This window comes from Azospirillaceae bacterium (assembly GCA_028283825.1).
Lineage (GTDB): Bacteria > Pseudomonadota > Alphaproteobacteria > Azospirillales > Azospirillaceae > Nitrospirillum.
Window position 1 is genome coordinate 351,274 of sequence record JAPWJW010000004.1, and the last position, 23,393, is coordinate 374,666.

The 23,393-nt window shown below is 66.1% G+C and carries 27 protein-coding genes; 14 read left to right on the plus strand and 13 right to left on the minus strand.

The genetic code is table 11. From position 1 onward, the window contains the following. Positions 1-2: 2 nt before the first annotated feature. The 4 genes from leuC to PW843_25725 form a co-directional block, all read right to left on the minus strand. Entirely contained in the window at positions 3-1,412 is a 1,410-nt protein-coding gene (leuC, locus tag PW843_25710; GenBank protein ID MDE1149963.1) for a 3-isopropylmalate dehydratase large subunit, read from the minus strand. A 63-nt stretch (positions 1,413-1,475) separates the two neighbouring features. After that, a complete protein-coding gene (locus PW843_25715) occupies positions 1,476-2,393 on the minus strand; it encodes a polysaccharide deacetylase family protein (GenBank protein ID MDE1149964.1) in 918 nt (305 codons plus the stop codon). Positions 2,394-2,406: 13 nt separating this feature from the next. Next, entirely contained in the window at positions 2,407-3,357 is a 951-nt protein-coding gene (locus PW843_25720) for a polysaccharide deacetylase family protein (GenBank protein ID MDE1149965.1), read from the minus strand. Then, positions 3,354-4,049 (minus strand): isochorismatase family protein, encoded by a 696-nt coding sequence (locus PW843_25725; protein MDE1149966.1) that lies wholly within the window; start codon positions 4,047-4,049, stop codon positions 3,354-3,356. Before PW843_25725 ends, PW843_25720 begins: the two co-directional genes overlap by 4 nt. Before the next feature lie 283 nt (positions 4,050-4,332). On the opposite strand from PW843_25725, the gene PW843_25730 reads away from it, so the two are divergent. From PW843_25730 to PW843_25745, 4 genes are all read left to right on the plus strand, one after another. Continuing rightward, positions 4,333-4,614 carry a type II toxin-antitoxin system RelE/ParE family toxin gene (locus PW843_25730; protein ID MDE1149967.1) on the plus strand — a complete coding sequence of 94 codons (282 nt, stop codon included), beginning with the start codon at positions 4,333-4,335 and terminating at the stop codon, positions 4,612-4,614. Between the two features lie 11 nt (positions 4,615-4,625). Continuing rightward, positions 4,626-4,943 carry a HigA family addiction module antitoxin gene (locus tag PW843_25735; protein MDE1149968.1) on the plus strand — a complete coding sequence of 106 codons (318 nt, stop codon included), beginning with the start codon at positions 4,626-4,628 and terminating at the stop codon, positions 4,941-4,943. 873 nt (positions 4,944-5,816) lie between these two features. Continuing rightward, positions 5,817-6,023, plus strand: a complete 207-nt coding sequence (locus tag PW843_25740) for a DUF3018 family protein (protein ID MDE1149969.1) — start codon at positions 5,817-5,819, stop codon at positions 6,021-6,023. After that, positions 6,010-6,339 (plus strand): type II toxin-antitoxin system PemK/MazF family toxin, encoded by a 330-nt coding sequence (locus tag PW843_25745; GenBank protein ID MDE1149970.1) that lies wholly within the window; start codon positions 6,010-6,012, stop codon positions 6,337-6,339. Before PW843_25740 ends, PW843_25745 begins: the two co-directional genes overlap by 14 nt. A 92-nt stretch (positions 6,340-6,431) precedes the next feature. Here PW843_25745 and PW843_25750 read toward each other — a convergent pair whose 3' ends face one another. Beyond that, complete coding sequence (locus PW843_25750; protein MDE1149971.1) at positions 6,432-7,373, minus strand: IS110 family transposase; 942 nt, start codon at positions 7,371-7,373, stop codon at positions 6,432-6,434. Positions 7,374-7,922: 549 nt separating this feature from the next. Between PW843_25750 and PW843_25755 the strand changes: the two genes are divergently transcribed. The 3 genes from PW843_25755 (at position 7,923) to PW843_25765 (ending at position 8,924) form a co-directional block, all read left to right on the plus strand. After that, positions 7,923-8,285, plus strand: a complete 363-nt coding sequence (locus PW843_25755; protein ID MDE1149972.1) for a hypothetical protein — start codon at positions 7,923-7,925, stop codon at positions 8,283-8,285. Between the two features lie 89 nt (positions 8,286-8,374). Further along, the gene (locus PW843_25760) at positions 8,375-8,590 is read left to right on the plus strand and encodes a type II toxin-antitoxin system PrlF family antitoxin (protein ID MDE1149973.1); all 216 of its coding nucleotides are present in this window, start codon (positions 8,375-8,377) and stop codon (positions 8,588-8,590) included. Further along, entirely contained in the window at positions 8,577-8,924 is a 348-nt protein-coding gene (locus tag PW843_25765) for a type II toxin-antitoxin system PemK/MazF family toxin (GenBank protein MDE1149974.1), read from the plus strand. The genes PW843_25760 and PW843_25765 overlap by 14 nt, the downstream gene beginning before the upstream one ends. A 68-nt stretch (positions 8,925-8,992) precedes the next feature. Here the strand turns inward: PW843_25765 and PW843_25770 are convergent, their stop codons facing one another. The 3 genes from PW843_25770 to PW843_25780 are packed head-to-tail and all read right to left on the minus strand — an operon-like array spanning position 8,993 to position 11,781. After that, positions 8,993-9,292, minus strand: a complete 300-nt coding sequence (locus PW843_25770; protein ID MDE1149975.1) for a hypothetical protein — start codon at positions 9,290-9,292, stop codon at positions 8,993-8,995. Continuing rightward, positions 9,289-10,344, minus strand: coding sequence for a class I SAM-dependent methyltransferase (locus PW843_25775; GenBank protein ID MDE1149976.1), 1,056 nt, complete (start codon positions 10,342-10,344; stop codon positions 9,289-9,291). Before PW843_25775 ends, PW843_25770 begins: the two co-directional genes overlap by 4 nt. 36 nt (positions 10,345-10,380) lie before the next feature. Beyond that, on the minus strand, positions 10,381-11,781 hold the full coding sequence (locus PW843_25780; protein ID MDE1149977.1) for an FAD-dependent oxidoreductase: 1,401 nt from the start codon (positions 11,779-11,781) through the stop codon (positions 10,381-10,383). A gap of 194 nt (positions 11,782-11,975) precedes the next feature. On the opposite strand from PW843_25780, the gene PW843_25785 reads away from it, so the two are divergent. Continuing rightward, on the plus strand, positions 11,976-12,776 hold the full coding sequence (locus PW843_25785; protein ID MDE1149978.1) for a helix-turn-helix domain-containing protein: 801 nt from the start codon (positions 11,976-11,978) through the stop codon (positions 12,774-12,776). A 228-nt stretch (positions 12,777-13,004) separates the two neighbouring features. After that, on the plus strand, positions 13,005-13,709 hold the full coding sequence (locus PW843_25790) for a hypothetical protein (GenBank protein MDE1149979.1): 705 nt from the start codon (positions 13,005-13,007) through the stop codon (positions 13,707-13,709). Here PW843_25790 and PW843_25795 read toward each other — a convergent pair. Further along, complete coding sequence (locus tag PW843_25795) at positions 13,673-14,314, minus strand: isochorismatase family protein (GenBank protein MDE1149980.1); 642 nt, start codon at positions 14,312-14,314, stop codon at positions 13,673-13,675. The genes PW843_25790 and PW843_25795 overlap by 37 nt on opposite strands. 186 nt (positions 14,315-14,500) lie before the next feature. Between PW843_25795 and PW843_25800 the strand changes: the two genes are divergently transcribed. Genes PW843_25800 through PW843_25810 form a run of 3 tightly spaced genes read left to right on the plus strand, consistent with a single transcriptional unit; the run spans position 14,501 to position 17,057 of the window. Continuing rightward, on the plus strand, positions 14,501-15,346 hold the full coding sequence (locus PW843_25800; protein MDE1149981.1) for an alpha/beta hydrolase: 846 nt from the start codon (positions 14,501-14,503) through the stop codon (positions 15,344-15,346). After that, positions 15,343-16,104 (plus strand): alpha/beta hydrolase, encoded by a 762-nt coding sequence (locus tag PW843_25805; protein MDE1149982.1) that lies wholly within the window; start codon positions 15,343-15,345, stop codon positions 16,102-16,104. The genes PW843_25800 and PW843_25805 overlap by 4 nt, the downstream gene beginning before the upstream one ends. Then, positions 16,101-17,057, plus strand: coding sequence for a hypothetical protein (locus PW843_25810; protein ID MDE1149983.1), 957 nt, complete (start codon positions 16,101-16,103; stop codon positions 17,055-17,057). Before PW843_25805 ends, PW843_25810 begins: the two co-directional genes overlap by 4 nt. Here PW843_25810 and PW843_25815 read toward each other — a convergent pair whose 3' ends face one another. The 4 genes from PW843_25815 to PW843_25830 all read right to left on the minus strand — a co-directional run bounded on the left by PW843_25815 (position 17,058) and on the right by PW843_25830 (position 19,882). Next, positions 17,058-17,435 (minus strand): type II toxin-antitoxin system VapC family toxin, encoded by a 378-nt coding sequence (locus tag PW843_25815; protein ID MDE1149984.1) that lies wholly within the window; start codon positions 17,433-17,435, stop codon positions 17,058-17,060. Beyond that, positions 17,432-17,677 (minus strand): type II toxin-antitoxin system Phd/YefM family antitoxin, encoded by a 246-nt coding sequence (locus PW843_25820; GenBank protein ID MDE1149985.1) that lies wholly within the window; start codon positions 17,675-17,677, stop codon positions 17,432-17,434. Before PW843_25820 ends, PW843_25815 begins: the two co-directional genes overlap by 4 nt. 52 nt (positions 17,678-17,729) lie before the next feature. After that, entirely contained in the window at positions 17,730-18,587 is an 858-nt protein-coding gene (locus PW843_25825; GenBank protein MDE1149986.1) for an alpha/beta hydrolase, read from the minus strand. Between the two features lie 188 nt (positions 18,588-18,775). After that, positions 18,776-19,882, minus strand: a complete 1,107-nt coding sequence (locus PW843_25830) for a DNA alkylation repair protein (GenBank protein ID MDE1149987.1) — start codon at positions 19,880-19,882, stop codon at positions 18,776-18,778. 766 nt (positions 19,883-20,648) lie between these two features. On the opposite strand from PW843_25830, the gene PW843_25835 reads away from it, so the two are divergent. Both PW843_25835 and PW843_25840 read left to right on the plus strand, forming a co-directional pair. After that, positions 20,649-22,154, plus strand: coding sequence for an undecaprenyl-phosphate glucose phosphotransferase (locus PW843_25835; GenBank protein MDE1149988.1), 1,506 nt, complete (start codon positions 20,649-20,651; stop codon positions 22,152-22,154). 96 nt (positions 22,155-22,250) lie between these two features. After that, on the plus strand, positions 22,251-23,390 hold the full coding sequence (locus PW843_25840; GenBank protein ID MDE1149989.1) for a glycosyltransferase family 1 protein: 1,140 nt from the start codon (positions 22,251-22,253) through the stop codon (positions 23,388-23,390). Positions 23,391-23,393 lie beyond the last annotated feature (3 nt).

Consider the following 23,393-nt stretch of genomic DNA (forward strand, 5'->3'; position numbering starts at 1 on the left):
TCTCAATCCATCAGGTCGCGGACGTCGGCGATGCGGCCGGCGATGGCCGACGCGGCGACGCTGGCCGGGCTGGCCAGGTGGGAGCGCGTGCCGGGACCCTGGCGGTTCTCGAAATTGCGGTTGGTGGAGGTGATGACCCGCTGGCCGGCGCCGAAATGCTCCCCACCCGCGAAGAAGCACATGGAACAGCCGGCCTCCCGCCATTCGAACCCGGCATCCAGGAACACGCGGTCCAGGCCCTCGGCTTCCGCCGCAGCCTTCACCTGCATGGATCCCGGCACGACGATGGCGCGCACGCCCCGCGCCACGTGCCGGCCCTTCACGATGGCGGCGGCGGTGCGCAGGTCCGACAGGCGGCTGTTGGTGCAGCTGCCGATGAAGGCGGCGTCGATGGCCAGGTCCGCCAGACGATCGCCCGGGTTCAGGCCCATATAGGCCAGGGCGCGGCGCTGGGCCTCGCGGTTGTTGGGGTCGGGATCGGCCGCCGGGTCCGGCACCTGGCCCGTCACCGCCATGGCATGCTGCGGGCTGGTGCCCCAGGTGACGACGGGCGCCACCTCGGTGCAGTCCAGTTCGATTTCCTTGTCGAAGACGGCGTCGGCGTCGCTGCGCAGGTCAGCCCAGGCGACCACCGCGCGGTCCCAGTCCGCACCCTTGGGCGCGAAGGGACGGCCGGCCAGCCAGGCCACCGTCTTGTCGTCCGGCGCGCACAGGCCGGTCCAGGCGGCGAACTCCACCGCCATGTTGCACAGGGTCATGCGCGCCTCGACCGCCATGGCCTCCACCACCGGGCCGGCGAATTCGATGACATAGCCGCTGCCCCCCGCCGCCGTATGCCGGCCGATCAGGGTCAGCACCAAATCCTTGGCGGTGACGCCGGGCGCCAGGGCGCCGGTCAGGGTGACGCGCATGCGTTTCGGCCGGCGCACCGCCAACGTCTGGGTCGCCAGCGCGTGCTCACCCTCGGTGGAGCCGATGCCCCAGGCGAGCGCGCCCAGGCCGCCTTGCGTGCAGGTATGGCTGTCAGGGCAGACCACCGTCAGGCCCGGCAGGGTCAGGCCCTGTTCCGGGATGACGACGTGGACGATGCCCTGGCGCGGGTCGCCCAAATCGAACACCTGGATGCCGGCGGCATTGGCGGCGGCGCGGGTTTCCTGGATGAAGGCCTTGCCGCCCGGCATCAGGGTATCGTCGCTGCGGCCCGGCAGGGTGTCGACGATATGGTCCATGCAGACGAAGGCCTGGGCCGGGTTGCGTACCGTGCGCCCGGCCTCGCCCAGGCTTTTCAGGGCGACGGAGCCCGTGCGCTCATGCAGCAGCACGCGGTCGACATACAAGAGGTCGGTCCCATCGCCCAAATCGGCGACGCGGTGCCGATCCCAGATCTTCTCCACCAGCGTCTTGCCGGGCATGAGGCACCTGTTCTCAACAAAGAAAAGCGGGACCGGCCGGTCGTGCGGCCGGCCCCGTACGGTTTACTTGCGCCAGGCGTCCAGGATGGCGCCGCCGGTCATGGCGCGGACGCCGGGCCGGGCCAGCGCCTGTTCCAGGCTGTCGGCCAGGGGACGGATGCGGTAGGCCTGGCCCGAGATGTGCGGGCGCAGGGTCAGCGACAGCACGCGGCCGCCGAAGCGGTCGGCCTCATCCACCAGCCAGTCGGCGGAATCGGCCACCTGGGCCACCCATTCCTCTTCCGGACGACGGTAGGTCACCAGGATCTGCCAGTCGTCCAGCATGTCGGACAGCGGCATGGCCGTCAGGTCGCCGGCGGTGGTGCGGAAAGCCGTGGGCAGTTCATCGTGCGCCCAGTCGGCGAACCATTCCACCCCGCCCTCCTTCAGGCGATCCGGTGTGGCGAAGCCCTCGGCACGGGCGGGGCTGAGCCAGCCCTGGGGTGCGGTACCGGTGACATCCTTCAGCGTCGCCAGGGTGTCGGCGATGGCCTTGCGTTCCGCCCCCTCATCCATGGCGGTGTGGTGGATGGTGTCGGTGTCCCAGCCATGGGCGCCGATCTCATGCCCCGCCGCCTGAATGTCGCGGATCAGGGTGGGGTAGCGTTCCGCCACCGCCCCTTGCGCCCAGAAGGTGGCGGGGATGCCCAGCCGGTCCAGCACCTTCAGGATGCGGTAGACGCCGACACGGTTGCCGTAGTCGCGGGTGGTGTAGTGGCGCAGGTCCGGGTAGGGCGTCTGCATGGCGCCCGGCGCCTTGAAGGGTTTGCCGGACGGGTTCAGGGGGAAGAATTCCAGCAGGACGTTGACCCACAGGGCCACCTTCGCCCCATCGGGCAGCACCAGCGGCGCGCGGTCGCGCACGGGCGAGGCGTCGTAACGCTCATGGTCGGGGCCCAGGCGGCGCTTGGGGTAGACCAGGTAGTCATCGGGAAGCGGCATCGTTGATCCCCCCTCAGCCGGCAACGGGATTGAAGCCCGACCCGCCGCGCGCGTTGCCGCGCCGGGCGATGTCGGCGACGGCGCCGTCATAATGGTTGGCCAGGTAGAACTCCGCGATTTCGGCGGCGGTGGTGATCCAGATGTCGTCCTTGTGGCCGGTGATGTATTCCAGCGCCTCCTGGAACGGGCCGATGCGGTTGGGGTGCGACACCAGATAGGCGTGCAGCGGGATGCACATGACGGTGCCGCTTTCCTCACCCTCTTCCAGCAACTGGTCGAAGTGGCGCTTCAGCACGTCGGCATAGGCGCGGGGGCTCTGGTTGTAGACGCCATAGGTGATGACGTCGTTGACCTCCAGGCTGTAGGGCATGGAGATCAGGCGGCCGTCCTTCACCTTCACCGGCTGCGGCTGGTCATCCTGGAACAGGTCGCAGGTGTACCAGAAGCCGTATTCGGCCAGCAGGTCCATGGTCTTTTCGGTGTGGGTCAGGGCGGGGGCCAGGTAACCCCGGATGCGCTGGCCCGTGGCCGCCTGCACCGACCGGATGCTGTCTTCCAGCACGGCGCGCTCCTGCGCCTCATCCATGCCGTAGGAATAGCGGGTGTTGTAGATGCCGTGGCTGAAGAATTCCCAGTTGCGGGCCACGCACGCCTCGATGATCTCCGGGTGATGGTCCAGCATCGCCACGGAGAGCGAGATGGAGCCGCGCACGCCGGCCTTGTCCATCACCTCCATCAGGCGCCAATGGCCCACCCGGTTGCCCCAGTCGCGCGCCGAATAGGGCACGATGTCGGGGGACGGGGCGGCCCAGGGCTTGCGGCTGGGGTTGCCGGGCGGATCGAACTCATAGAACTCGATGTTCGGGGCCACCCAGAAGGCCAACTTCTTGCCGCCCGGCCAGACGATCTTGGGGCGTTCCTTGTACGGCCAGTAGTCGTAGAGGTTGGGATCGCGATGGGTCACTTCTGCCCCCCCAGCGTCGCCAGATGGTCGATGGCCTCGGCCACGCCCACCACGTCGGCGTACTTCAGCAGCAGGTCGGTCAGGTTGGCGTAGTGGTAGGACTCGTGCTTGTCGGCCACGCACTCTTCCGGAACGATGGTGCGGTAGCCGTGGGACAGGCTGTCCACCGCCGTGGCGCGCACGCAGCCGCTGGTGGACCCGCCGGTGATGACCACCGTGTCGATCTTGTGCCAGACGAGATAGCTGGACAGCTGCGTCTCAAAGAACGCGGACGGCATGCGCTTGGTGTACAGCAGATCGACGGCGTGATCGATTTCCACGCGCGGGTCGAAGGCGTGGCGGTCGCTGTCGTACTTGATGTTCTGCAGGCTGTCGGGCGTGTTGGTGCGCGTCCCCCAGACCCCGGCGTCACCGGCGTCGGCCTTATAGGCCACACGGGTCCAGATCACCGGCATGCCGGCCGCCCGCGCGGCGGCGGACAGGGCGTTGGTGTGGGCGATCTGGTCGGGATCGGTGACGTAGGCCGTCTTGGGGAACAGGTCGGGCCGGGTGTAGGCCTGCTGGAAATCAATGTTCACGATGGCCAGGCGCTGGCCGAAGCCGAACTTCGCCCGCGCAGGATTGGCCTTCACCTGCTCATACAATTGGCGGGCGGTCTTTTCTTCCCGCACCATGGTGCTTTCGAACCGCATCGGTCGATCTCTCCAGTCTGGTTGGCCCCCTGCCCCGCCACGATGGAAGCCGAAGCCGCCCCCCGCCATGCCCAGACCCCGCTTTGTCCGCAGGACGGATAGGGGGCCGAACGGCGGGGCGGGTGAACCGATGCGCAGGTGGGGATTTGGGCTGGAGCGTGGGGTGGGGATTCCGCCGGGCGGATAGGGAAGCGCGTAGCATGGCGTGCTACATCACCATTGCCGGATGTTGCATGTCGTGCTACAAAACTGAGCGCCTGAGCGTTCGACGGATCAGCCTCACATGATCCAAAGCTTTGTCGGCAAGATCGCCGAAGGAATCTGGACCGGCACGCTCAAGAAGGGCTTTCCGGCCGACGCCGTGCGACGGGCCGAACAGGCGCTGTACATGCTGTCAGCGGCGCCCAGCCTGGAAAGCCTGCGCAGTCCACCGGGCAACCGGCTGGAAGCGCTGTCCGGTGACCGGAAGGGCCAGCACAGCATCCGCATCAACGACCAGTGGCGGGTGTGCTTCCGCTGGCAGGATGGACATGCCCACGACGTGGAAATCGTCGATTACCATTGAACGGACTGATTATGGATAAGACCGACATCGCCCAGTCGTTCAGGATGCGCCCCATCCACCCCGGCGAAATCCTGCGGGAACAGTTCATGGAGCCGCTGAACCTCACCGCCGGAAAGGTGGCCAAGGCGTGCAACCTGCCGCGCAGCCGCATCGAGCGCGTGGCGGGAGAGGCGACGGACATCACGCCGGACACCGCCCTGCGCCTGGGCAAGTGCTTCAGCGTGGAGCCCGAGTTCTGGCTGAACCTCCAAAGCCTCTACAATCTGGCCCTGGCGCGGCAGAATGCCACCGACCTGGATGCCATCCGGGTGTTGCGCGCGGCGGAGTAAATGAAAGTTACGGTGTTTCAGTTTGAAGTTTCTTTTCCTTCGGCAGCAAACAAAGGATTCATTTTTCTAATCGGGAAACCATAGAGGCCAGAGGACTTGTCGAGACATAGCACTCCTGCAATAGGACTCGCTGTGGATCAAGCATTGGACAGAATGGTGGCCGGACAGTTATTTCATAACCAGCTTTACCCATACACTCCTGAATATAAGAAGCAGAAATTGAGTATGGCTCAAATGACGCCTCCTTGAATTCAACGATTGCCTGCATCTTACATGAATGATACTGATAATAAGTAGCATTTGGGGTGATAAAAATATAAATTGCAACACCAGCTACAGGTATGAACCATAAAGCTCTATTCATGACGGTCACGTCCCAGGTCGTGGAATAGGAGCGCGTCCACCAGGCAAGACTTGGTTGTCAGCGTAGCTGGCTGAAGGTCTGACCTAGCGAGCGGTTATCGCGGCTCTTTCGCCGTCACGTCTCCTAAACGAGAAAACCCACGATGACCGACCCGATGATGGCGCCATGCGTGATGCTTGAAAAGAGTGCTTGCGCTCATGCTCTCAGAGAGATGATCAGCTTAGCTGTTCCGTGGCTGATTGAGATGGAGGTGTAGAGGTTGACTTGCGCCAACCACGGACCGAATACCTAGTCTTACACCCACCCCTTCAAATGTTAGTCAACCTGACTATTCCCCAACGACTAAATCGAACGGGGTGCCAAAAAAAATCAACTTTAAGGTGGACGAATACCAGATGGGCAGTCCTTCAGGCCCAGCCCCGGCAACCCGGTGTCGATACGATCCCCCTGCTTGACCGCGCACCCGTAACGCGTTACGACTTGTAACGCGTTACGGAAGGGTGAAGGCGATGGCCAGCGTGGCGGAACGGATGCAAGCGATGCGGGCACGGCGGCGTGCCGATGGCCTGCGCGAGGTGCGGTTGGTGGTGCGGGACGTCCGTGCCGCCGCCACCCGGCGCCGGATTGCCGACCAGGTGGCCCGCCTGTCGCCCACGCCGGAAAAGGACGCCCTGGACTGGAACGAACAGGTTGGCGAGTTTGATGAGGCGCGGTGACGTGGTGGTGGTCGCCGCTACCGGCAACTACGGCAAGCCCCGACCGGCAGTGGTGGTGCAGACCGATGCCTTCCCTGAAACCCACGCCTTCGTCATCATTTGCCAGATGACCAACGAATTGGTGGATGCGCCGGATTTCCGGATCGATATCGAGGCCGATCCGCGCAATGGTCTGCGAGAGCCGTCGCAGATCATGGTGGACAAGCCAGTGACGGTGCGGCGGGAGCGCATTGGGCAAGTCATCGGCCACCTCGACCCGAATGAAATCGCCAAGCTGGACGCCGCCATCGCCCTGGTGATGGGGCTGGCGGACTAATACCAAATTGCGTTGAGTGGAACTCATCGCGGTTTGGTATCGGCGGCGACTGCCGCCGCGCGCCGTAAGGTGCGGAAGCCAAGCAACTGTCTTCATGAGGCGTGAGCCGGATCGTATTCGCGCTGTTGCCTGAGGATTGAGTTTGCGAGGACGATGATTTTCCGCATGAGTGCGGTGAGAGCGACCTTGGGCTTTTTGCCGGCGGCGATGAGCTTTTTGTAGAAGGCGGCCAGGGGTGGGTTGTGGCGGCTGGCGACGACGGCGGCCATGTAGAGAACGTTACGGACGGCGGGTCTTCCGCCGTAGATGCTCCGGGGCCCGTCGCGTTTTCCGCTTTGATTGTCCATGGGTGCGACGCCGGCGAGGGCGGCAGCCTGTTGGCGTGTAAGGGCGCCCAGTTCGGGCATATGGGCCAGCGCGGTACTTGCGAAGACAGGGCCTATGGCGGGGATGGAGCGGAGGAATTTGTTCTTGGTCTTCAAGACCTCCGAGGCGGCGATGTGGCTGGCGATGCGCTTATCGACCAGGACGATCTGAAGGGCGATGGATTTCAATCGTCGCTTGGCCAGTCGGCGCAGTTCGGCGTTCTCCAGCCGTCTGGCCTGGTTGGTGATCGTGGTCCGATCCTCAAGCAATTGGCGGCGGTATGTTGTCAGCTCAGCCAACGCTTCCCGGTCTTTGTCCGGCTTGTGGTCTTCCCCTTTGATCGCCTTGGCATAGGCTGCGATCATGCGGGCGTCGAGCCGATCATTCTTGGCCCAACGACCGGAAGCTTTGGCGTAGTAGCGAACCTTGCGGGGGTCGACGATCCGAACTGGGATCTCGGCCTTCACCATGGTCTGAGCGACGGGCCGTTCATAGCCACCGCTGGCCTCCATGACGATCTGCACGGTGCGTTTCCGGCAGCGTTGCCGCAAAGCCACGTAGCCAGCCGGGGAATTCTCAATTTGGAAGACATCCCCGGTTTCATCGTCGAAGCCGTCGAGACGGTCCTTGCTGACATCCAGGGCGATGATAGAGTCGTTCTGCGCCATCTTCATACTCCCAGCCTTGCGCATGCGGGGCGGCGACCCCGTGCAACTGTTCGGGCTAATGAAGGGGCCGACCGGAGAGCCTTGCTTGGCTACGGAGCCGGAACTTCCCGCCGTTGGAACGGTCTTCCGGTCGGATCACGGGCTGGGGCATGCCCCAGCCCGTGACGGCGCTACTTTACGCAGATTGGGAAGATACAAGCCGCCGGATGGCGGCGCCGGCGCCTGAGGGCGATGAGCCAGGCCGTAGGTCGGGATCATCGCTACCTGGTATAAGGTGTCCGGTGAGGGAGGGCTGCCGCCGGCCTTCCTGCACCGAGAGGCAACAAGGTGACCGCATGGCCATAAACGCCGCCACCAGCGTCCCACCATGCCGTGACCCCGCTTTTGTCTGCAGGACGGATAGGGGGCCGGACGGGGTGCGGGGTGAACCGATAGGCGGAGGGGGAAAGGCGCCGGCGCGCGGACTGGTGATCCTCCTGCGCCGATAGGGACCGGCTACCAGGAATCCAATGCAGGCATGTTGCACAGCATGCTACAATTGGTCTCATCATGGATAAGACCGACATCGCCCAGTCGTTCCGGATGCGCCCCATCCATCCCGGCGAAATCCTACGGGAACAGTTCCTGGAACCGCTGGGCCTCACCGCCGGCAAGGTGGCCAAGGCGTGCAACCTGCCGCGCAGCCGCATCGCGCAGCACAAGGTGAAGGAACCGAAGATGTCGCAAAATCCAAATGTACCCCACGATGATTTTCGCGCTGGATTTGAGGTTGGATGGCAAACCGTAGTAGGCACTGGCGCATCCGTCCCATTGGCACCGCTGACGCCACTCACGCCCTTAGGCTCGACACCCTTCCTCGAAGGGGTGAAAGCAGGACTTGAAGCTGCCGGCATCGACCTTGATCGCCGGTAGACCGTCCTGACCACAAGGTGAAGCCTTGACGAAAGAAAGGAAAATCCTTACCTTTCAAGGAAAGGAAAATCCTTACCGGAGAGGTGGCCGTGATCACCAGCAAGCTGACCAGCAAGGCACAGACAACGATCCCCCAGCCCGTTCGAGCGGCATTGCACCTGCAAGAGGGTGACGAGATCGTGTACGCGATCGACGGAGACCGGGTGGTATTGACCCGCGCCGCGAAGGAACGGCTGGATGATCCCTTTGCCACCTTTAGCGAATGGGCCGGCGAGGCTGATCGGCGGGCCTATGCCGGACTTTGATGCCTGGGACGTCATCAAGGTTCCCTTTCCCTATACTGATCGCCCTGTGCGGGAACGCCGACCGGCGGTCGTCGTCGCAGCTAACGGCATCCAGCAGGAGCATGGGTTGCTGTGGGTACTGATGATCACCAGCGCCGCGAACCGTGGATGGTCAGGTGACGTGGCTGTGTCTGATCTGGTTCATGCCGGCCTTCCGGCTGAATCAGTGGTGCGCACGGCTAAGATCGCAACGATTGAGGCCAAGGAAGCCGAACGCATCGGCAGTTTGCCCGCACCGGATCGTGTCGATGTGGTACGCCACCTTATGCTGCAACTGACGCGCGCACCGAACTGACACAGGATGAAGGGCGGAACGCCGTCGCCAGCGCCCCGCCCTTCATCCACAATTCAGCGCTTCAAATCCTACTGGATCCCCTGCCCCGTCAGCGGCGCCACCACGGCGTCGATCAGGCGCTTGCGCAGGGCGTCCAGTTCGGCCTGCAACTCGGGGCCGACCTGGTAGCGGTTCACCGCCTCGTGCACGTCCACGCCCTTGTCTTCCAGCACCGCCTCCAGGATGCGGACGCGGTCGGTCAGGATCCAGACTTCGCGGGTCAGGCTCAGCAGGGCCTCGCCCACGGCGTCGATCTGTTCCGGCTTCAGGATGCGGCGGTCGACGGGTTCGGAGATGATGCGGGTGTCGGGGTTGGCGCGGGCGTTCACTGGGCGGTTCCTTCGGGCTTGCGGCCACGGACGAGGTAGGGTTGGCCGCCCGGCAGGGCGTAGGCCTCGACATCGGTGAAGCCGACGGACTCCGCCGCGGCCTTCAGGTCCATGGTGGCCGACGAGCGCCAGTATGGCTCCCCACCCCACCGGGCCATCCAGTCGAAGCGCCAGGAGGCCAGCTTGTCCAGGTCGGCATAGCGCGGCACGTCGGCCATCACCATGTGGCCGCCGGGTTCCAGCACGCGGAGGGCCTCGGCGAAGATGGCCTTGATGATCTTGGGCGGCAGTTCGTGCAGCAGGTTGTAGCTGGCCACCAGGTCGAAGCTGCCGTCCGCGAACTTGGTGTCCTCCGCCGCGCGCTGGTGCAGCGCCCAGGGCAGGCCCGCCTCATTGGCCGTGCGCTTGGCGTGTTCCAGCATGCGGGGGGAGAAGTCGATGCCGGTGATGGCCGCACCCGGGAACGTCTCCGCCAGCGCCAGGGTGAAGTGGCCGGAGGAGGCGCCCATGTCCAGGATGCGGGTGTAGTCGCGGCGCGGCGCCTGTTCCGCCACCTTGCGACGCAGGGCGAAGATGTTGGCGCCGAACGCCTTGGTGATGATGAACTTGTGGATCAGTTCACCATGGACGTAGCCGTTGTCGGGGCTCGCGTCCCAGCCGCCGGTGGTGCGGTGGAACCACACGCGGCTGAAATAGGTCGGGATCTCCAGATCCGGGTCCAGTTCCAGGGTGGCGGGCCCCTCGTCCAGGCGGGCCAGCACGGGGTCGATCTCGTGCCGGATTTCCTCAAACGCGCGCAGCGCCGTGGGGCCGTGGTCCTTGGCCGTCCATTCCACCAGCAGGGCCCGGACGCGGTAGGGATCGTACCCCTCCAGCGCCGCGTCGATCACCTGGTGGCGGTCGTCCATGTCGTCGGGCAGGGTGGCGGCTGTCAAGGACTGGGCCGCCAGTTCCTGTTCCACCCCGGCCTGAAGGCGGCCGGCGGCGGCGCGGACGCCGCAATGGAAATCGATGGCGGCGCGTCCGCGCTGGGCAAGGCGAGGGGGTTCCATGGCTTTACTCCCGATTGTTGCGCGACGATGGGAAACTTATTCAGCACCTGTCACCTGGCGCGCCGCCGCCCGTCCGGCCAGCTTGCCCAGGGTGGTGGCGGTCAGCAAGCCGTTGCCGGCGAGATAGCCCGAGGCGTCGGGGCCGGAGATGCCGCGGGCGGCACCGCCGCCGGCGAACAGGTTGGGGAACACCGTGCCGTCCGCCCGGCGCACCCGCGCGTCCCCGTCCACCGCCAGGCCGCCCTGGGTGTGGAACAGGGCGCCCGTCACCTTGGCGGCGTAGAAGGGACCGGCCAGCGGCGGCTTGCCGGTGAAATCGCGGCCGAAGGCGTCGGCCTGATCGCCAGCGACACAAGCGGCGACAATGGCCAGCGTATCGGCCAGGGCGTCGGCCGGCAGGCCGGTGGCCGCCGCCAGGGCGGCGACGTCGGGGGCGGTGACAATGGCGCCGGCACGCAGCGCGTCCTGGTAATCGTCGAAGGCCAGCATCAGTTCATGCAGGCGCTGGTCGAACACCGACCAGGCGACGCCACCCGGCTGGGCGATGACGTTCATCGCCTGTTCCGAATAGCCCGCCGCTTCGTTGGAGAAGCGCCGGCCGTCCAGGTTCACCTGGATGCCGCCCTCCATGATCAGCGGCCACAGGATGGGCACGCCGTGGCCCACCGCCAGGCCGCCGTGACCCTGGTAGCCGGTCATGTCGGCCAGTTGCGCGCCCAAGTCCCGGCCCCAGCGCACGGCGTCGCCCTTGTTGCCGGGATGGCCGTGGTAGAGGGCGCCCGCCATCTCGGGGATATGGTCGCGCACCATGTCGGCATCGCCGCCAAAACCGCAGCAGGCCAGGATCAGGGCGTCGCACCCGATATCCTCGGTGGCGCCATCGGGCCGGTTTATCCGCAGGCCGATCACGCGGTCATCCTGCACATACAGGTCGGTGACCGTGGCCTGGGTCAGCAGGCTGGCTTCGGTGGCGCCCAGTGCGGCCTCCAAGGCGCCCTGCAATTCACCGCCGGTGCGGTTGGGCGTGCCGTACATGCGTTTGGCGGTGTGGCCGGCGTAGAGGAAGCCGTCCACCAGGGCCAGCGGCACCTGGTGGCGGTCACGCAGCCAGGCGACGGTGTCGGCCGATTCCCCAGCGATGCGGCCGGCGAAATCGGCGTCGGTGCGGCCCTTGGTCTTGGCAAGGATATCGGCCAGGAAACGCGCCGGGCTGTCATCGATGCCGGATGCCGCCTGTTCCGGCGTGCCGGCGGCGGGGATCAGGCCGGTGGACATGGCGGTGGAGCCCAGGGGCGTGTCGTCCCGTTCCAGGACCAGCACATCCGCCCCGCCGTCGGCGGCGGCCAAGGCGGCGCTGAGGCCGCAGGCGCCGGCGCCCACCACCACCACCTGCACGGCCAGGTCCAAGGGTGGAATATTGTCCCGGATGATGCCCATCGCGCCCTGCCCTGCCCCGTTGTCACTATATGCTTGTATGCTTGTGATTAGGATGCTTGTTCACCACGCCTTAACCGGTCGAGGTTAACCTGCCGATGTATTCGACAGGCGAATAGGCATGAGGCTAAACCTGCCGCCGGAAAACGGTTCAGGCAGGATGCGAAAACCGCAAGGCGGATAAAAAAGGGGCAGTTATGGACAGAGGCATTCCCATCCGGGCGATCAGCCGGGCCATCGTTGTTCTACAGGCGATCAACCGTCACCATTCCCTGACGTTGATGGAGATCGCGACCGAGACCAAGCTGCCCTACCCCACGGTATGCCGCATCGTCCAGACCCTGCTGTACGAATATCTGATCGAACAGGAACCGGCGCAGAAGAAGTACCGGGTGACCGCCCTGGTGAAGACCCTGAGCGTCGGCTACCAGGACGACGACATGCTGGTGACCGTCGCCCACCCTCTGCTGATCGAGCTGTGCCGCAAGGTCAGCTGGCCGGTGTCCATCGCCACGCGGGTGGGCAATTCCATGGTGCTGCGCGACACGACGCACGCCATGACCTCGCTGACCTTTTCCGTCTACCATCCCGGTTTCAAGCTGCCGCTGCTGGAGTCCGCCTCGGGCAAGGCCTACGCCGCCTTCTGCGCGGAGGATGAGCGCCAAAGCATCCTGAAGGGCATGCAGCGCCTGGACAGCATGGAGGACCGCTACGGCAGCGTCATGCTGAACAACGCCGCCCTGCTGGATGACATCCGCCGCCAAGGTTACGCCACACAGTCGCGCAACCAGTACACCGCCAACCCCGGCAAGACCTCCAGCCTGGCGGTGCCGGTGCTGTACCAGAACCGGGCCATCGCCTCATTGACCATGAGTTTCTTCGCCAACGCCCTGACGCTGGAGGGTGCCGCCGCCAAGTACCTGGGCGATTTGCAGGCGGCGGCGGCCGAGATCGGCCAGGGCTTCACCGCCGCCATCCAGGGTGGCCTGGCGGCCTGACACCACATCGCTGGCCGCGACGGTGAATATTCGCAACCGGTCTTCCCGAATTCCCCGTGCAAGCGAAGGGAATCGGGAAGATGATTTATGCAATTATACTTCTTTTGCCATCACAAAGCGGGAACGGAATTAATCGCCAGAATTCTTGACCGTTTTGCCTTTATATTCGGTTGGAATAATGGATCCATTCTTGGACTGGCACGGGATGTCGACCTCACCAAGACGGCGGTGCTTTTCGCACATACCCTGATCGGTTTCGACCTTGGGGCCCGTCCGCACCGGGGCGTGCGCCTGGTCCGCGACCCGCGCGACATCTGGCTTTCCGGTTACCTGTACCATCGCCGCTGTGACGAGGCCTGGTGCACCAACACTGATTTCAGCCGGCAGGCCCCCATCCGCTTCCCCCAGGTGCCCCATTCGCGCCAGCACTGCGCGGAGGATTGGAAGCGGTCCTACCTGGCGGGGCTGGGCGGGCGGTCTTACCAGCAGAACCTCATGGCCTTGGACCGGGACGCCGGCCTGGCGTTCGAACTGGATCGCTATACCGGCTGGACCCTGGAGGCCATGGCCGCCTGGCGGCCCGATCCCGACACCATCGACGTGCGGATGGAGGATTTCATGGCCGACTTCGACGGCACCCTCACCCGCATCGTGCGCCATTGCGGCATGGAGGAGGCGATGATCCCCGCGGCATTGGCCGTGGCCACGTCCGGCGCGGTGGCGCCGTCACTGGACATGAACCGCATGTCGGACGCCCAGGTGGCGTCCGATCCCCACATCCATTCCCGATCCATCACCAAATGGCCGGACCTGCTGAGCCCGGCCCAAATGGCGATGGTGGAGGACCGCCACGGCGCCCTGATCCAGGCGCTGGGTTATCCCGTCGGCTCACACCCTCAGCGCTGCGCCGGCGGCGGCAGGGCGCGCAGGTAGGCGACCACCTCATCCTCGGGCAGGACGTCGGCGTACTTGGCGTTCATGTCGAACAGGTTGGCGCGGTGCGGATCAGGGTGGCGGTCGCCGCAGGCCTCGGCCGCGACGATGGTGCGGAAACCGTGGGAGCACGCGTCGATGCAGGAGGCGCGCACGCAGCCGCTGGTGGTCAGGCCCGTCAGGATGACGGTGTCGATGCCGGCCGCGGTGAAGGTGGAGGCCAGGCTGGTCCCGAAAAAGGCGCTGGGATACTGCTTGGACAGGATGATCTCATCCTCCTGCGGCTCCAGCCCCTGGGGCCAGGCGCCATAGGGGCTGCCGGGCAGGAAATGGCGCAGCGGCAGCGCCTTCTGGAAGAAGCGGCCGCCGTCCAGGCCGCCCGCCTGATAGGTGACACGGGTCAGGATGACGGGCACACCCGCCGCCCGCGCCGCCTCACGGATGCGCAGGGCGGAAGCCAGGGCATCGTCCACGCCGGCGTACAGGTCGCATTCCGGGGAGAAATAGGCCTGGACGAAATCCACCAGCACCAGGGCCGGTTTGCGGCCGAAACCGATGCGGCCGTTGTAGACGGACTGGTAGTTGCTTTCCAACGTGGTGCTCATGGGTGCCCGATCCCGCGTTTGCGATCCAAAGGGAGGCCACCATCCCCCTGAAGCGGCCTGGGACGGTAGTACCGCCCCACCCTCTATCCGCCTGACGGCCAAGTCGCCAAGCCATGCTGGTCCACACAAGTCACGCGGGCAATCGTGAACCCGGTAAAACAACGGCCTGCGGGGAGCATGAGGGGCATGGGGGACACGGTAGGGGGCAGCACCTTGGGCGCGGACACACGGTCGGACACCATCAGCCGGACCTTCGTCGAGACGCCGTCGGGCCAGATCCATGTGCGGGAAACGGGGCCGCGCGACGGCGACGCCGTCCCCCTGTTGTGCCTGCACCAGAGCCCCGCCTCCAGCCTGACCTTCGCGCCCATCCTGCCGCATCTGGCGCAGGGAAAGCGCCGGGTGCTGGCGCTGGACACGCCGGGTTTCGGTGAGTCCTTCCGGCCGGCGCACAAGCCCGGCATCGTCGATTACACCCAGTGGATCGCCGACGTGCCCGACACGCTGGGCCTGCCGCGGGTGGATCTGCTGGGCTATTTCACCGGTGCCGCCATCGCCGCCGAACTGGCCCTGCTGTACCCCGACCTGGTGCGCCGCGTGGTGATGGTGGGCCCGCCGTGGTTCAGCGAGGAACAGCGGCAGAAGGCGCGCGAAAACGCCTGGCCCGGCCGGCCCCGCCCCGACGGCGGCCACCTGATGAAGGAATGGGACCGGGTGATGACCCGCTATCCCGACACCCTGCCGCTGGACATCAAGGCCGACCTGTTCCAGGAATTCTTCCGCGGTGGCGCCAACGCCATCTGGGGGGAGGAGGCGGTGGCCGAATACGATTTGAGCCAGCGCCTGGGCGGCGTCACCCAGCCCGTGCTGGTGATGCAGCCCGACGCCTTCCATGGCGATGGCGAGGCCGCCCATCGCGCCCTGCCCGACAGCCGTTACCTGCGGCTGGAGGGCGTGCCGCCCCTGGGCCTGTTCCACCTGAACACGATGGAGATCGCCACGGCGGTGACTGCCTTCCTGGACCAGCCGTGAACCAGGGCACGGCCGGCAAGCGTCCCTTCGTCCTGGTCCATGGCGCCTATCACGGCGGCTGGTGCTGGTCGCCGGTGGCCGAGCGCCTGCGGGCGGCGGGGCATGCGGTGCACACCCCCACCCTGATCGGCCTGGGCAACCGCGCCCATCTGGGCCACCCTGGCATCGGGCTGGAGGACCACATCCTGGATGTGGTCGGCCTGGTGCGGCGCCTGGGCCTGAACGATTTGGTGCTGGTGGGCCACAGCTATGCCGGCATGGTGATCGAGGGGGCGTGCGACCGGCTGCGCGACGCGGTGGCCCATGCCGTCTTCCTGGACGGCGCCATCCCGGCGGATGGGGAAAGCGCCTTTCCGGCCCTAGACGCGGCCACCCTGGAACAGCGCTTCGGCCCCTATGTCGACGGCTATCTGGTGCCGGTGCCGCGCGATGTCGCCCGCCTGGGCATCCCGGCGGCGAATGTCGAACTGACGGAACTGGTGCGCCGCCAGCTGACGCCCCACCCCATGCGGGCCTGGACCGACCGGCTGCGCCTGCGCCACGGCGGCTCATCCGGCCTGACGCGCAGTTATGTCTACTGCACCGTCAAGGGGCCCGACCAGAAGCCCAACGCCCGCGTTGCCATCGTGCGCGACGACCCGGCCTGGGGTTATCACGAACTGGCCTGCGGGCATGACGCCATGCTGGCCGCCCCCGACCTGACCACCGCCCTGCTGTTGCGGCTGGTGGCGCAGGACGCGCCGGAGAAGGGCCTATGATGCGCCTGCTGGTCCTGCTGCTGCTGATCCTGCTGCCGGCGCTGGCCATGGCACAGGAGCTGGCATCCACCACCGTCACCTTGGCCACCGGCACGGCCCGGGGCGACATCGTGATGCGGGTGACGGCGCCGCCGGGAACAGGACCCCTGCCCCTGGTGCTGTTCTCCCACGGCAACTTCTATTCCAAGGACGACTACCAGCCGCTGGTGGCGGCCTGGGCCAAGGCCGGCTTCGCCGTCATCCAGCCCACGCACCTGGACGCCCGCGTGCTGGCCCTGCCGGCGGACGACCCGCGCAAGCCCGGCATCTGGCGGTCGCGGCGCGACGACCTGGTCTATGTGCTGGACCACCTGGACCAGGTGACGGCGCAAGCGCCGGCCCTGCGTGGCCGCGTCACGGCATCCCGCGTGCTGGTGGCCGGCCATTCCTATGGCGGGCACACGGTGGAGATGCTGCTGGGCGCCCGGGTGCGCGATCCCGAAACCAAGGCCTGGCTGGACCTGTCGGACGCCCGCGTGGCCGGGGGCGTCCTGCTGGCCCCACCGGGTCCCTGGGCCGACCTGGCACCGAACTGGAAACCGCTGGGCGTGTACCTGGACGTGAACTGGAGCGCGATGCGCCGCCCCGCCCTGGTGGTGGTGGGCGAGTTGGACCACGGCCCCATGAGCCCGCGCGACTGGTCGTGGCGGGGGGAGGCCTACAGCCAGAGCCCAGTGGGCCTGCCCGACGGCGCCCACTGCCTGTTGCTGCTGCACGATGTCGGGCATTTCCTGGGCGGCATCGGCGGCCCCAACGCCACGGAAGCCGGCACCAACCCGGCCGCCGTCACCCTGGTGGCCACGGCCACCGCCGACTATCTGCGCACCCTGGCCGCCCCCAGCGACCCCGCCTGGCCGCGCGCGCTGGCACGTTTGCGCGACCTGCCCCTGGTGGCTCGGGCGGAGTGCCGGTGATTATCCGATAGTCGGAACCGCATACCGGCGAACCTGGGGATCAATGCTCACCAGGGTCATGCCTTCATGTTGCGCTTGGGCAATCAACAGCCGATCGAAGGGGTCATGATGGAGCGGCGGAAGGGCACCGGCGCGCATGGTATGCGCGACCTGAATTGCCAAAGGTTCAAAACCCGCTTCCTCCAGCATTGCCTCAATCCGGTCCACCGGAAAAGCCAACTTACCCAGCGCCTGCTTGATCGCGATCTCCCATGTCGTGGCGGCGCTCACGAAAACGTCAGCGTCGAGGCGGATGATCGCGTCCCGCGCTGGCATGGGCAGTGCCGGATCGCCCGACATCCACCACAGGACGATATGGGTATCAAGAAGCAGCCTCACGTGCCGTCGCCCAGAAACGCTTTGGCAATTTCTTCCGGCAAGGGCGCGTCAAAATCCGGCCCGATGTGAATCTGGCCCTTGAACTGTCCCGGCTGTCGAAGTTTGGGCCGTGCCGCCAATGGCACCAAACGCGCCAATGGGCGGCCGGCCTTCGCTATGACAATCTCCTCACCTGCCGCCGCACGCTCAACCAACTGCGACAGGTTGGTTTTCGCTTCATACAGGTTGATGGGTTGGGACATGGCGGGCCCTCCTGACCAATATTGGTCAAGGATACCACCAATCCGCTTTTGATCAAGCAGTGAGGAACGCCCGCAGCATCGCCGCCGTCTCCGCCGGTTTTTCCTGGTGCAGAAAGGACCCGGCGTCGGCCATGTGATCGATGGTGACGTTGGGGATGAGGCGGCGGCCCACCTCCTCATACTTGGTGTAGAAGCCCCGGTCGCCATAGACCAGCAGGGTCGGCGCCTGGATGCGGTGCAGGTAGCCGGAGATGCCCATGCGGCCCACGCCGCGTTCCGTGGGGCGCACCCAGGCGCCGGCGCGGGCGCGGCTGAGGGCCTGTTCCGCCTCCACCCTCGGGTCGAAGGAGGCGAAGCGGGCGGTCTGCGCCGCCGTGCGCGGCAGGGGCACGCCGTTGGCGTCGAACTGGTCGCGCACCGCCGCGTCCTGCTTGGCCAGTTCCTCACGGCTGTAGCGGTCCGCGAGGCTGACGCTGACCAGCGCCAGGCGCTTCACCGCGTCCGGCCACAGGGCCGCCATGGCGATGGCGATGCAGCCGCCCAGGGAATTGCCGGCGACGTTGAACCGCTCCACCCCCAGTTCGTCCAGTGCCGCCATGATCATGGCGGCACTCTCCAGCGTGCTCTGCAGATAGGGCGGCGATCCCGCCATGACGGAGCCGCCATGGCCGGGCGGATCGATGATCAGGATGCGGAAACGGTCGGCCAAAGCCAGGGCCACCTGGCGCCAGTCCGCGGCCCAGCCGCCCACCTTGGGCATCAGCACCAGGGGTTCGCCATCCGCCGGGCCCAGCGCCACATAGTGGATACGGCCGCCGGCGCGGACCACGTCGCCTTCCGTGATGCCGGGCGCCTGCGTCCAGGACAGCACCCCGGCTTCCGTCAGGGGGCTTTCAGCGGTTTGCGTCATCGTGGTTTCCCCGGCATTGGCATTCATGGGGGCCCCTGCGGTCATGAAGGCGCCCCCCGTGATCAGCAGGCTGCGGCGGTCGAGACTCATGGGTTGCTGGCCCTTTATTGTGGAAAGGCCATTAGGCAACGATCCGCATCGACCGGAAAAGGGCGCCAGCCCAACTGTTCGCCAGATGAAAAGGCGCTTCAAACCATCAAATCAAAATGGCTTTCCGCCAGGCAGGCGCCGTTGACCAGCAGTTCCACCCGGTGGCGGCCGGCGTTGTGGGTGCGGGTGGTGAAGTCGCGCACCACCTGGGACAAGGCCAGGCGCGCGGTGGCACCGGCCGCCAGATCCAGCACCTTCCATTTGAAGACCTTGCGCGAGGTGCTGCCGTTCTTCTTCACGTAGTGCACGGCGTAGTCGACCACCAGGCGCTGGGCCGTGGTGGCGGTGGAGGCCAGGTCGGCCGAGAGGGCCAGCGTGCCGCCCAGCGCCAGGGCCGTGGGCGCCGCCCGGAAATCCGCCACCCGCGCCTGCGCCGCCTCGCCGGCACCCATCACCGCCAGGGCGCGGCGGTTGCCCGCCTTGATCAGGGTGCGCAGGGCGTGGCGGGCGATCCAGGCGGTGGCACGGTCCTGCAATGGCCAGGTGGCCAGCCGGTCCAGCACCCAATCCGGATGGTCCTTGGTGATGTCGTTCAGGTGGTTGGCGACCGACTTGCGGACATACGCGCTGGGGTCCGCCTTCAGGGCGTCCAGGATGGGCGCCGTGGGTGACGGGTCGGCCACCAGCGCGTCCAGGCGGAAGGACCAGGGCAGGCGCGGCCGGCACCCTTCGCTGGCCAGGCGGCGGACATGCTCGTCACTGTCGGACGCCCATGTGGTCATCACCGCCAGCGTGCGGTTCAGATCCCGTCGCAGGAAGGGACGGATGGCGAATTCAGACGAGCCGAAGCGCGTGAAATGGGCCAGCGCTTTCATTGCGATATCGAAACGACCGTCGAAATCCTCCATCGCGCGCAGCATGGCGTACTCCGGCAAGGCCATGCTGGCAAAGGCGCTGTCCAGGTGCGGGGCCGCCTGGTACAGCACATCCAGCGCCGCGGTGAAATCATCCGGCAGGGTGGCCACCAGGCTGGATGCCACCTGCCGCAGGCGCTGCATGATGCTGAGGTCCACCAGGTTGGCGGACGCCAGCGCCAGGAAAGCCGCGCGGTCGAAGGACGGGTAGACCGTCGCCACCTGGGCCGCAATATGGGCCAGGCGGGCCGGGTTGAAGATTTCCTTCAGGGCGGGGGCGGCGTCGGTCATGGGCATTTGCTTCCGGGAAATGGCCGGCCGATAGGAACCCGGGAGCCCTGGGACCGTCCAGCGCCGCCATCACACCCAACGCCGTCGCGATACCGGAACGGCTGGGATTCAGTTTGGTGGAACACGCGCGCGGCCATGCCGAAAGGCTAGGTCGGGACGGGGGCGAACGGGTGTTCCGGCTGGGCGGGCCGGACACCTGATTCCGTCACCCGACACATCTTTCCGGTTGCACATCACTACATCAACTTAAGTATTGGTGCAACGCAGCAACATCTTACCTGCAAGTAAAGCCGCCGTGCGCCTTCGGCGCAGGGCTGAGACCGCTTTTTCGCATGCTTCCCAGGCCTCTGAGGGCAAAAAACCTAACCCCCCGCATAGGCGGTTCATTAACCGGGTCTTAACCCCATCGATTGGATTATCATACCTAAGGGCCGGCCTTACCCAGTCAGCCGCACAGTCTCATGCAGTTATGATAAATTCTGACATTTTCTGGATTACTTGTGATGAGTTCTGCCCGTCGTTGTTGATTTCTTCATCCACGACAAAGTCGATGCCAAGAATCCGCTAGGAAAACCGGGCTCGGCCGTGACAAATCTCTATCACTTTCGGGTTCATGCACCGTTGGAGGCGACCGCGTCGCCTACGGCCTACGGTTGTATGGTCAATCCCCGGTGGATGCATGGGACCTATCCCGATTTCCACTTGGTACTGGTGTGACGCCTGCCCTAAACCTATAGCGGAAGATGTATCTCTAATGGACAGGATCGTGGAACATGCCACTGGGCCGGTCCGGTCTCGGACCAACGGCACCGCCGCCATGGACATGCACGCGCCCCCTCAAACGACCGTTCATAGCTTCGGCCTGAACCGCCTGAGCTTTGAAATCCTGTGGTCGCTTGGCGAAGGTGCGGTGGTCTTCGGCATCGGCCGCATCCTCCTGTCCCTGTCCGCCCTGGTCATCGGTGACGACGCCGCCATCGACAGCGGCCGTATCGCCTTCTGCCTGGCGGCCGGTCCCGCCTATGCCCTGCTGGCCTGGTTGCTGGGCCGTTTCCCCCGGTCGCCGCGTGTGACCGATGCCGCCGCCACCGCCGCCGTGCCGCGCGTGGCCGCCGCCCTGTTCATCTGCCTGCTGTCCGTCACCATCGCGGAGGGCAGCACCACCGCCGCCGACGTGGCCTGGGTCCTGTCCTGGTTCGCGCTGACCACCGGCGCGCTGATGCTGACCCGCCGGCTGGAAACGGCGGTCGTTCCCCATGTCGTCAGCCGACGGTCGCGCATGCGCCGCGCCGTCATCGTCGGCGCCGGGCCCGCAGCCCTGCAACTGATCGAGGACATGGCCGGCCAGATGGGCCACGAGATCGACTTCGTCGGCTTCTTCGATGATCGCCAGACCCGGTCGGTGGGCCTGCTGAAGCGCCACGTCCCCTATCTGGGCGGCCTGAACGCTCTGATCGACTTCGCGGCGGAGAATGACGAGATCGACGTGTACATGGCCCTGCCGTGGACCGCCGGCGCCCGCATCTCCGCCCTGCTGGAACGCCTGCGCTTCCTGCCCCTGACCGTCTGGCTGGTGCCCGATCCCGAGCTGTCGGCCCTGTCGCTGCAAAAGACCAGCGCCTTCGACGGCGTGGTCATGCCGACGCTGATGACGCCGCCTTTCTCGCATTGGGGCCGCATCGCCAAGAACAGCTTCGACTTCGTCGCCGGCATGGCCATCCTGCTGCTGATCTCGCCCATCCTGATGGCCACCGCCATCGCGATCAAGCTGGACAGCCCCGGCCCCGTGTTCTTCCGCCAGCAGCGCAGCGGGCAGTACGGCCGCAAGTTCAGCATCTTCAAGTTCCGGTCGCTGCACGTGGCGGCGGCGGACGCGGAGGCCGCCACCCTGGTCAGCAAGGGCGACAACCGCGTGACCCGCGTGGGCCACTACATCCGCAAGTATTCCATCGACGAACTGCCCCAGATCCTGAACGTGCTGCGGGGCGAGATGTCGCTGGTCGGTCCCCGCCCACACGCCCCCAAGGCCAAGGCCGACGGCAAGCTGTACGGCGAGGTGGTGCCCGACTACGCCCTGCGCTATCGCGTGAAGCCCGGCATGACCGGCTGGGCACAGGTCAACGGCTGGCGCGGTGAGACGGACACCGAGGAAAAGCTGCGCAAGCGGGTCGAATTCGATTTCGACTACATCAAGAACTGGTCGTTCTGGCTGGATATGGTCACGCTGTTCCGCACCATTCCGGCCATGCTGTTCCCCAAGAACAACGTTTGATCAACCATTCAGCCGGTAGGATGCGCCAAGGTCAAGGCCGGCGCATCCTGCCGGCTTGATGCTATACGGGTCTACAATCACCGGCTTCAATTAACCATGTCCTATCCCATTTACATCAACGGCCGGTTCCTGAACCAGCGGCAGACGGGCGTGCAGCGCTTCGCCCGCCAGACGGTGCAGGCGATCGACCATCTGCTGGACCAGCCCACGCACCAGTCCCTGAGGGACCACGTCGTGCTGCTGGTTCCGGCCGGAATGGAGGATGTGACACCCGTATTGCGCAACGTCCGCGTCCAGGCGGGCGGACGCTTCCGGGGCGGCTATGCCTGGGAACAGCTGGACCTGCCGCGCCTGGCGACCGATGGCGTGCTGTTGAACCTGTGCAACCTGGGGCCCCTCGCCAAACGGCGCCAGGTGGTGGTGGTGCACGACGCCACGCCGCGCGTCAGCCCGGAAAGCTTCTCCCTGCCCTTCCGCCTGGCCTATCGCGTGCTGGTGCCCCTGCTGGGCCGCGTGGCGCGCGGCATCGTCACCATCAGCGACTTCTCCCGCAATGAGATCGCGCAGTGGTATGGCATTCCGGCCAACCGCATCACCCTGTGCAGCGAGGGCGGCGACCATATCCTGGACGTCACCGCCGACAGGGGCGTGCTGGACCGCAACGGCCTGGCGGCCCAAGGCGGCCTGACCAACCGGCCCTATTTCCTGGCGGTGGGCGTGGGCAGCGCCAACAAGAACGTGGACCTGGTCATCCAGGCCTTCGAAAAGGCGGCGCTGGACGGCGTGCGCCTGGTCCTGACCGGCAAGCGCGACACCCGCGTGCACCCCGCCGCCGGCGTCCAGGCGGTGGCGGCGGCCAGCGACAGCCTCTGCCCCGTCGGCCATGTCAGCGACGGCGAACTGCGCGCGCTGTATGAGAACGCCCTCGCCCTGGTCTATCCCTCCCGCTACGAGGGTTTCGGCCTGCCGCCGGTGGAGGCCATGACCTGCGGCTGCCCCGTCGTCATCAGCGACCAGGAAGCGCTGATCGAGGTCGCGGCACCGAAGGAGACGGGCGCCGCCCTGGTCTGCGGCATGGACGATGCCGACGGCCTGGCCCTGCTGCTGCGCCGGCTGGCAACCGAAGATTTGCTGCGCCGGCAGCTGTCGGTCCGCGGCCGCACCCGCGCCGGCCGTTTCCTGTGGTCGCACACGGCGAAAAACCTGCTGGACCGCTGCCTGGCGGTGGCGTCGTGAGCG

Coding starts and splice junctions, on each gene's coding strand:
- leuC (MDE1149963.1), bottom strand. CDS start 1,412: ATGCCCGGCAAGACGCTGGTGGAGAAGATCTGGGATCGGCACCGCGTC.
- PW843_25715 (MDE1149964.1), bottom strand. CDS start 2,393: ATGCCGCTTCCCGATGACTACCTGGTCTACCCCAAGCGCCGCCTGGGC.
- PW843_25725 (MDE1149966.1), bottom strand. CDS start 4,049: ATGCGGTTCGAAAGCACCATGGTGCGGGAAGAAAAGACCGCCCGCCAA.
- PW843_25730 (MDE1149967.1), top strand. CDS start 4,333: ATGATCCAAAGCTTTGTCGGCAAGATCGCCGAAGGAATCTGGACCGGC.
- PW843_25735 (MDE1149968.1), top strand. CDS start 4,626: ATGGATAAGACCGACATCGCCCAGTCGTTCAGGATGCGCCCCATCCAC.
- PW843_25740 (MDE1149969.1), top strand. CDS start 5,817: ATGGCCAGCGTGGCGGAACGGATGCAAGCGATGCGGGCACGGCGGCGT.
- PW843_25745 (MDE1149970.1), top strand. CDS start 6,010: ATGAGGCGCGGTGACGTGGTGGTGGTCGCCGCTACCGGCAACTACGGC.
- PW843_25750 (MDE1149971.1), bottom strand. CDS start 7,373: ATGGCGCAGAACGACTCTATCATCGCCCTGGATGTCAGCAAGGACCGT.
- PW843_25755 (MDE1149972.1), top strand. CDS start 7,923: ATGGATAAGACCGACATCGCCCAGTCGTTCCGGATGCGCCCCATCCAT.
- PW843_25765 (MDE1149974.1), top strand. CDS start 8,577: ATGCCGGACTTTGATGCCTGGGACGTCATCAAGGTTCCCTTTCCCTAT.
- PW843_25775 (MDE1149976.1), bottom strand. CDS start 10,344: ATGGAACCCCCTCGCCTTGCCCAGCGCGGACGCGCCGCCATCGATTTC.
- PW843_25780 (MDE1149977.1), bottom strand. CDS start 11,781: ATGGGCATCATCCGGGACAATATTCCACCCTTGGACCTGGCCGTGCAG.
- PW843_25785 (MDE1149978.1), top strand. CDS start 11,976: ATGGACAGAGGCATTCCCATCCGGGCGATCAGCCGGGCCATCGTTGTT.
- PW843_25795 (MDE1149980.1), bottom strand. CDS start 14,314: ATGAGCACCACGTTGGAAAGCAACTACCAGTCCGTCTACAACGGCCGC.
- PW843_25800 (MDE1149981.1), top strand. CDS start 14,501: ATGGGGGACACGGTAGGGGGCAGCACCTTGGGCGCGGACACACGGTCG.
- PW843_25810 (MDE1149983.1), top strand. CDS start 16,101: ATGATGCGCCTGCTGGTCCTGCTGCTGCTGATCCTGCTGCCGGCGCTG.
- PW843_25820 (MDE1149985.1), bottom strand. CDS start 17,677: ATGTCCCAACCCATCAACCTGTATGAAGCGAAAACCAACCTGTCGCAG.
- PW843_25825 (MDE1149986.1), bottom strand. CDS start 18,587: ATGACGCAAACCGCTGAAAGCCCCCTGACGGAAGCCGGGGTGCTGTCC.
- PW843_25830 (MDE1149987.1), bottom strand. CDS start 19,882: ATGACCGACGCCGCCCCCGCCCTGAAGGAAATCTTCAACCCGGCCCGC.
- PW843_25840 (MDE1149989.1), top strand. CDS start 22,251: ATGTCCTATCCCATTTACATCAACGGCCGGTTCCTGAACCAGCGGCAG.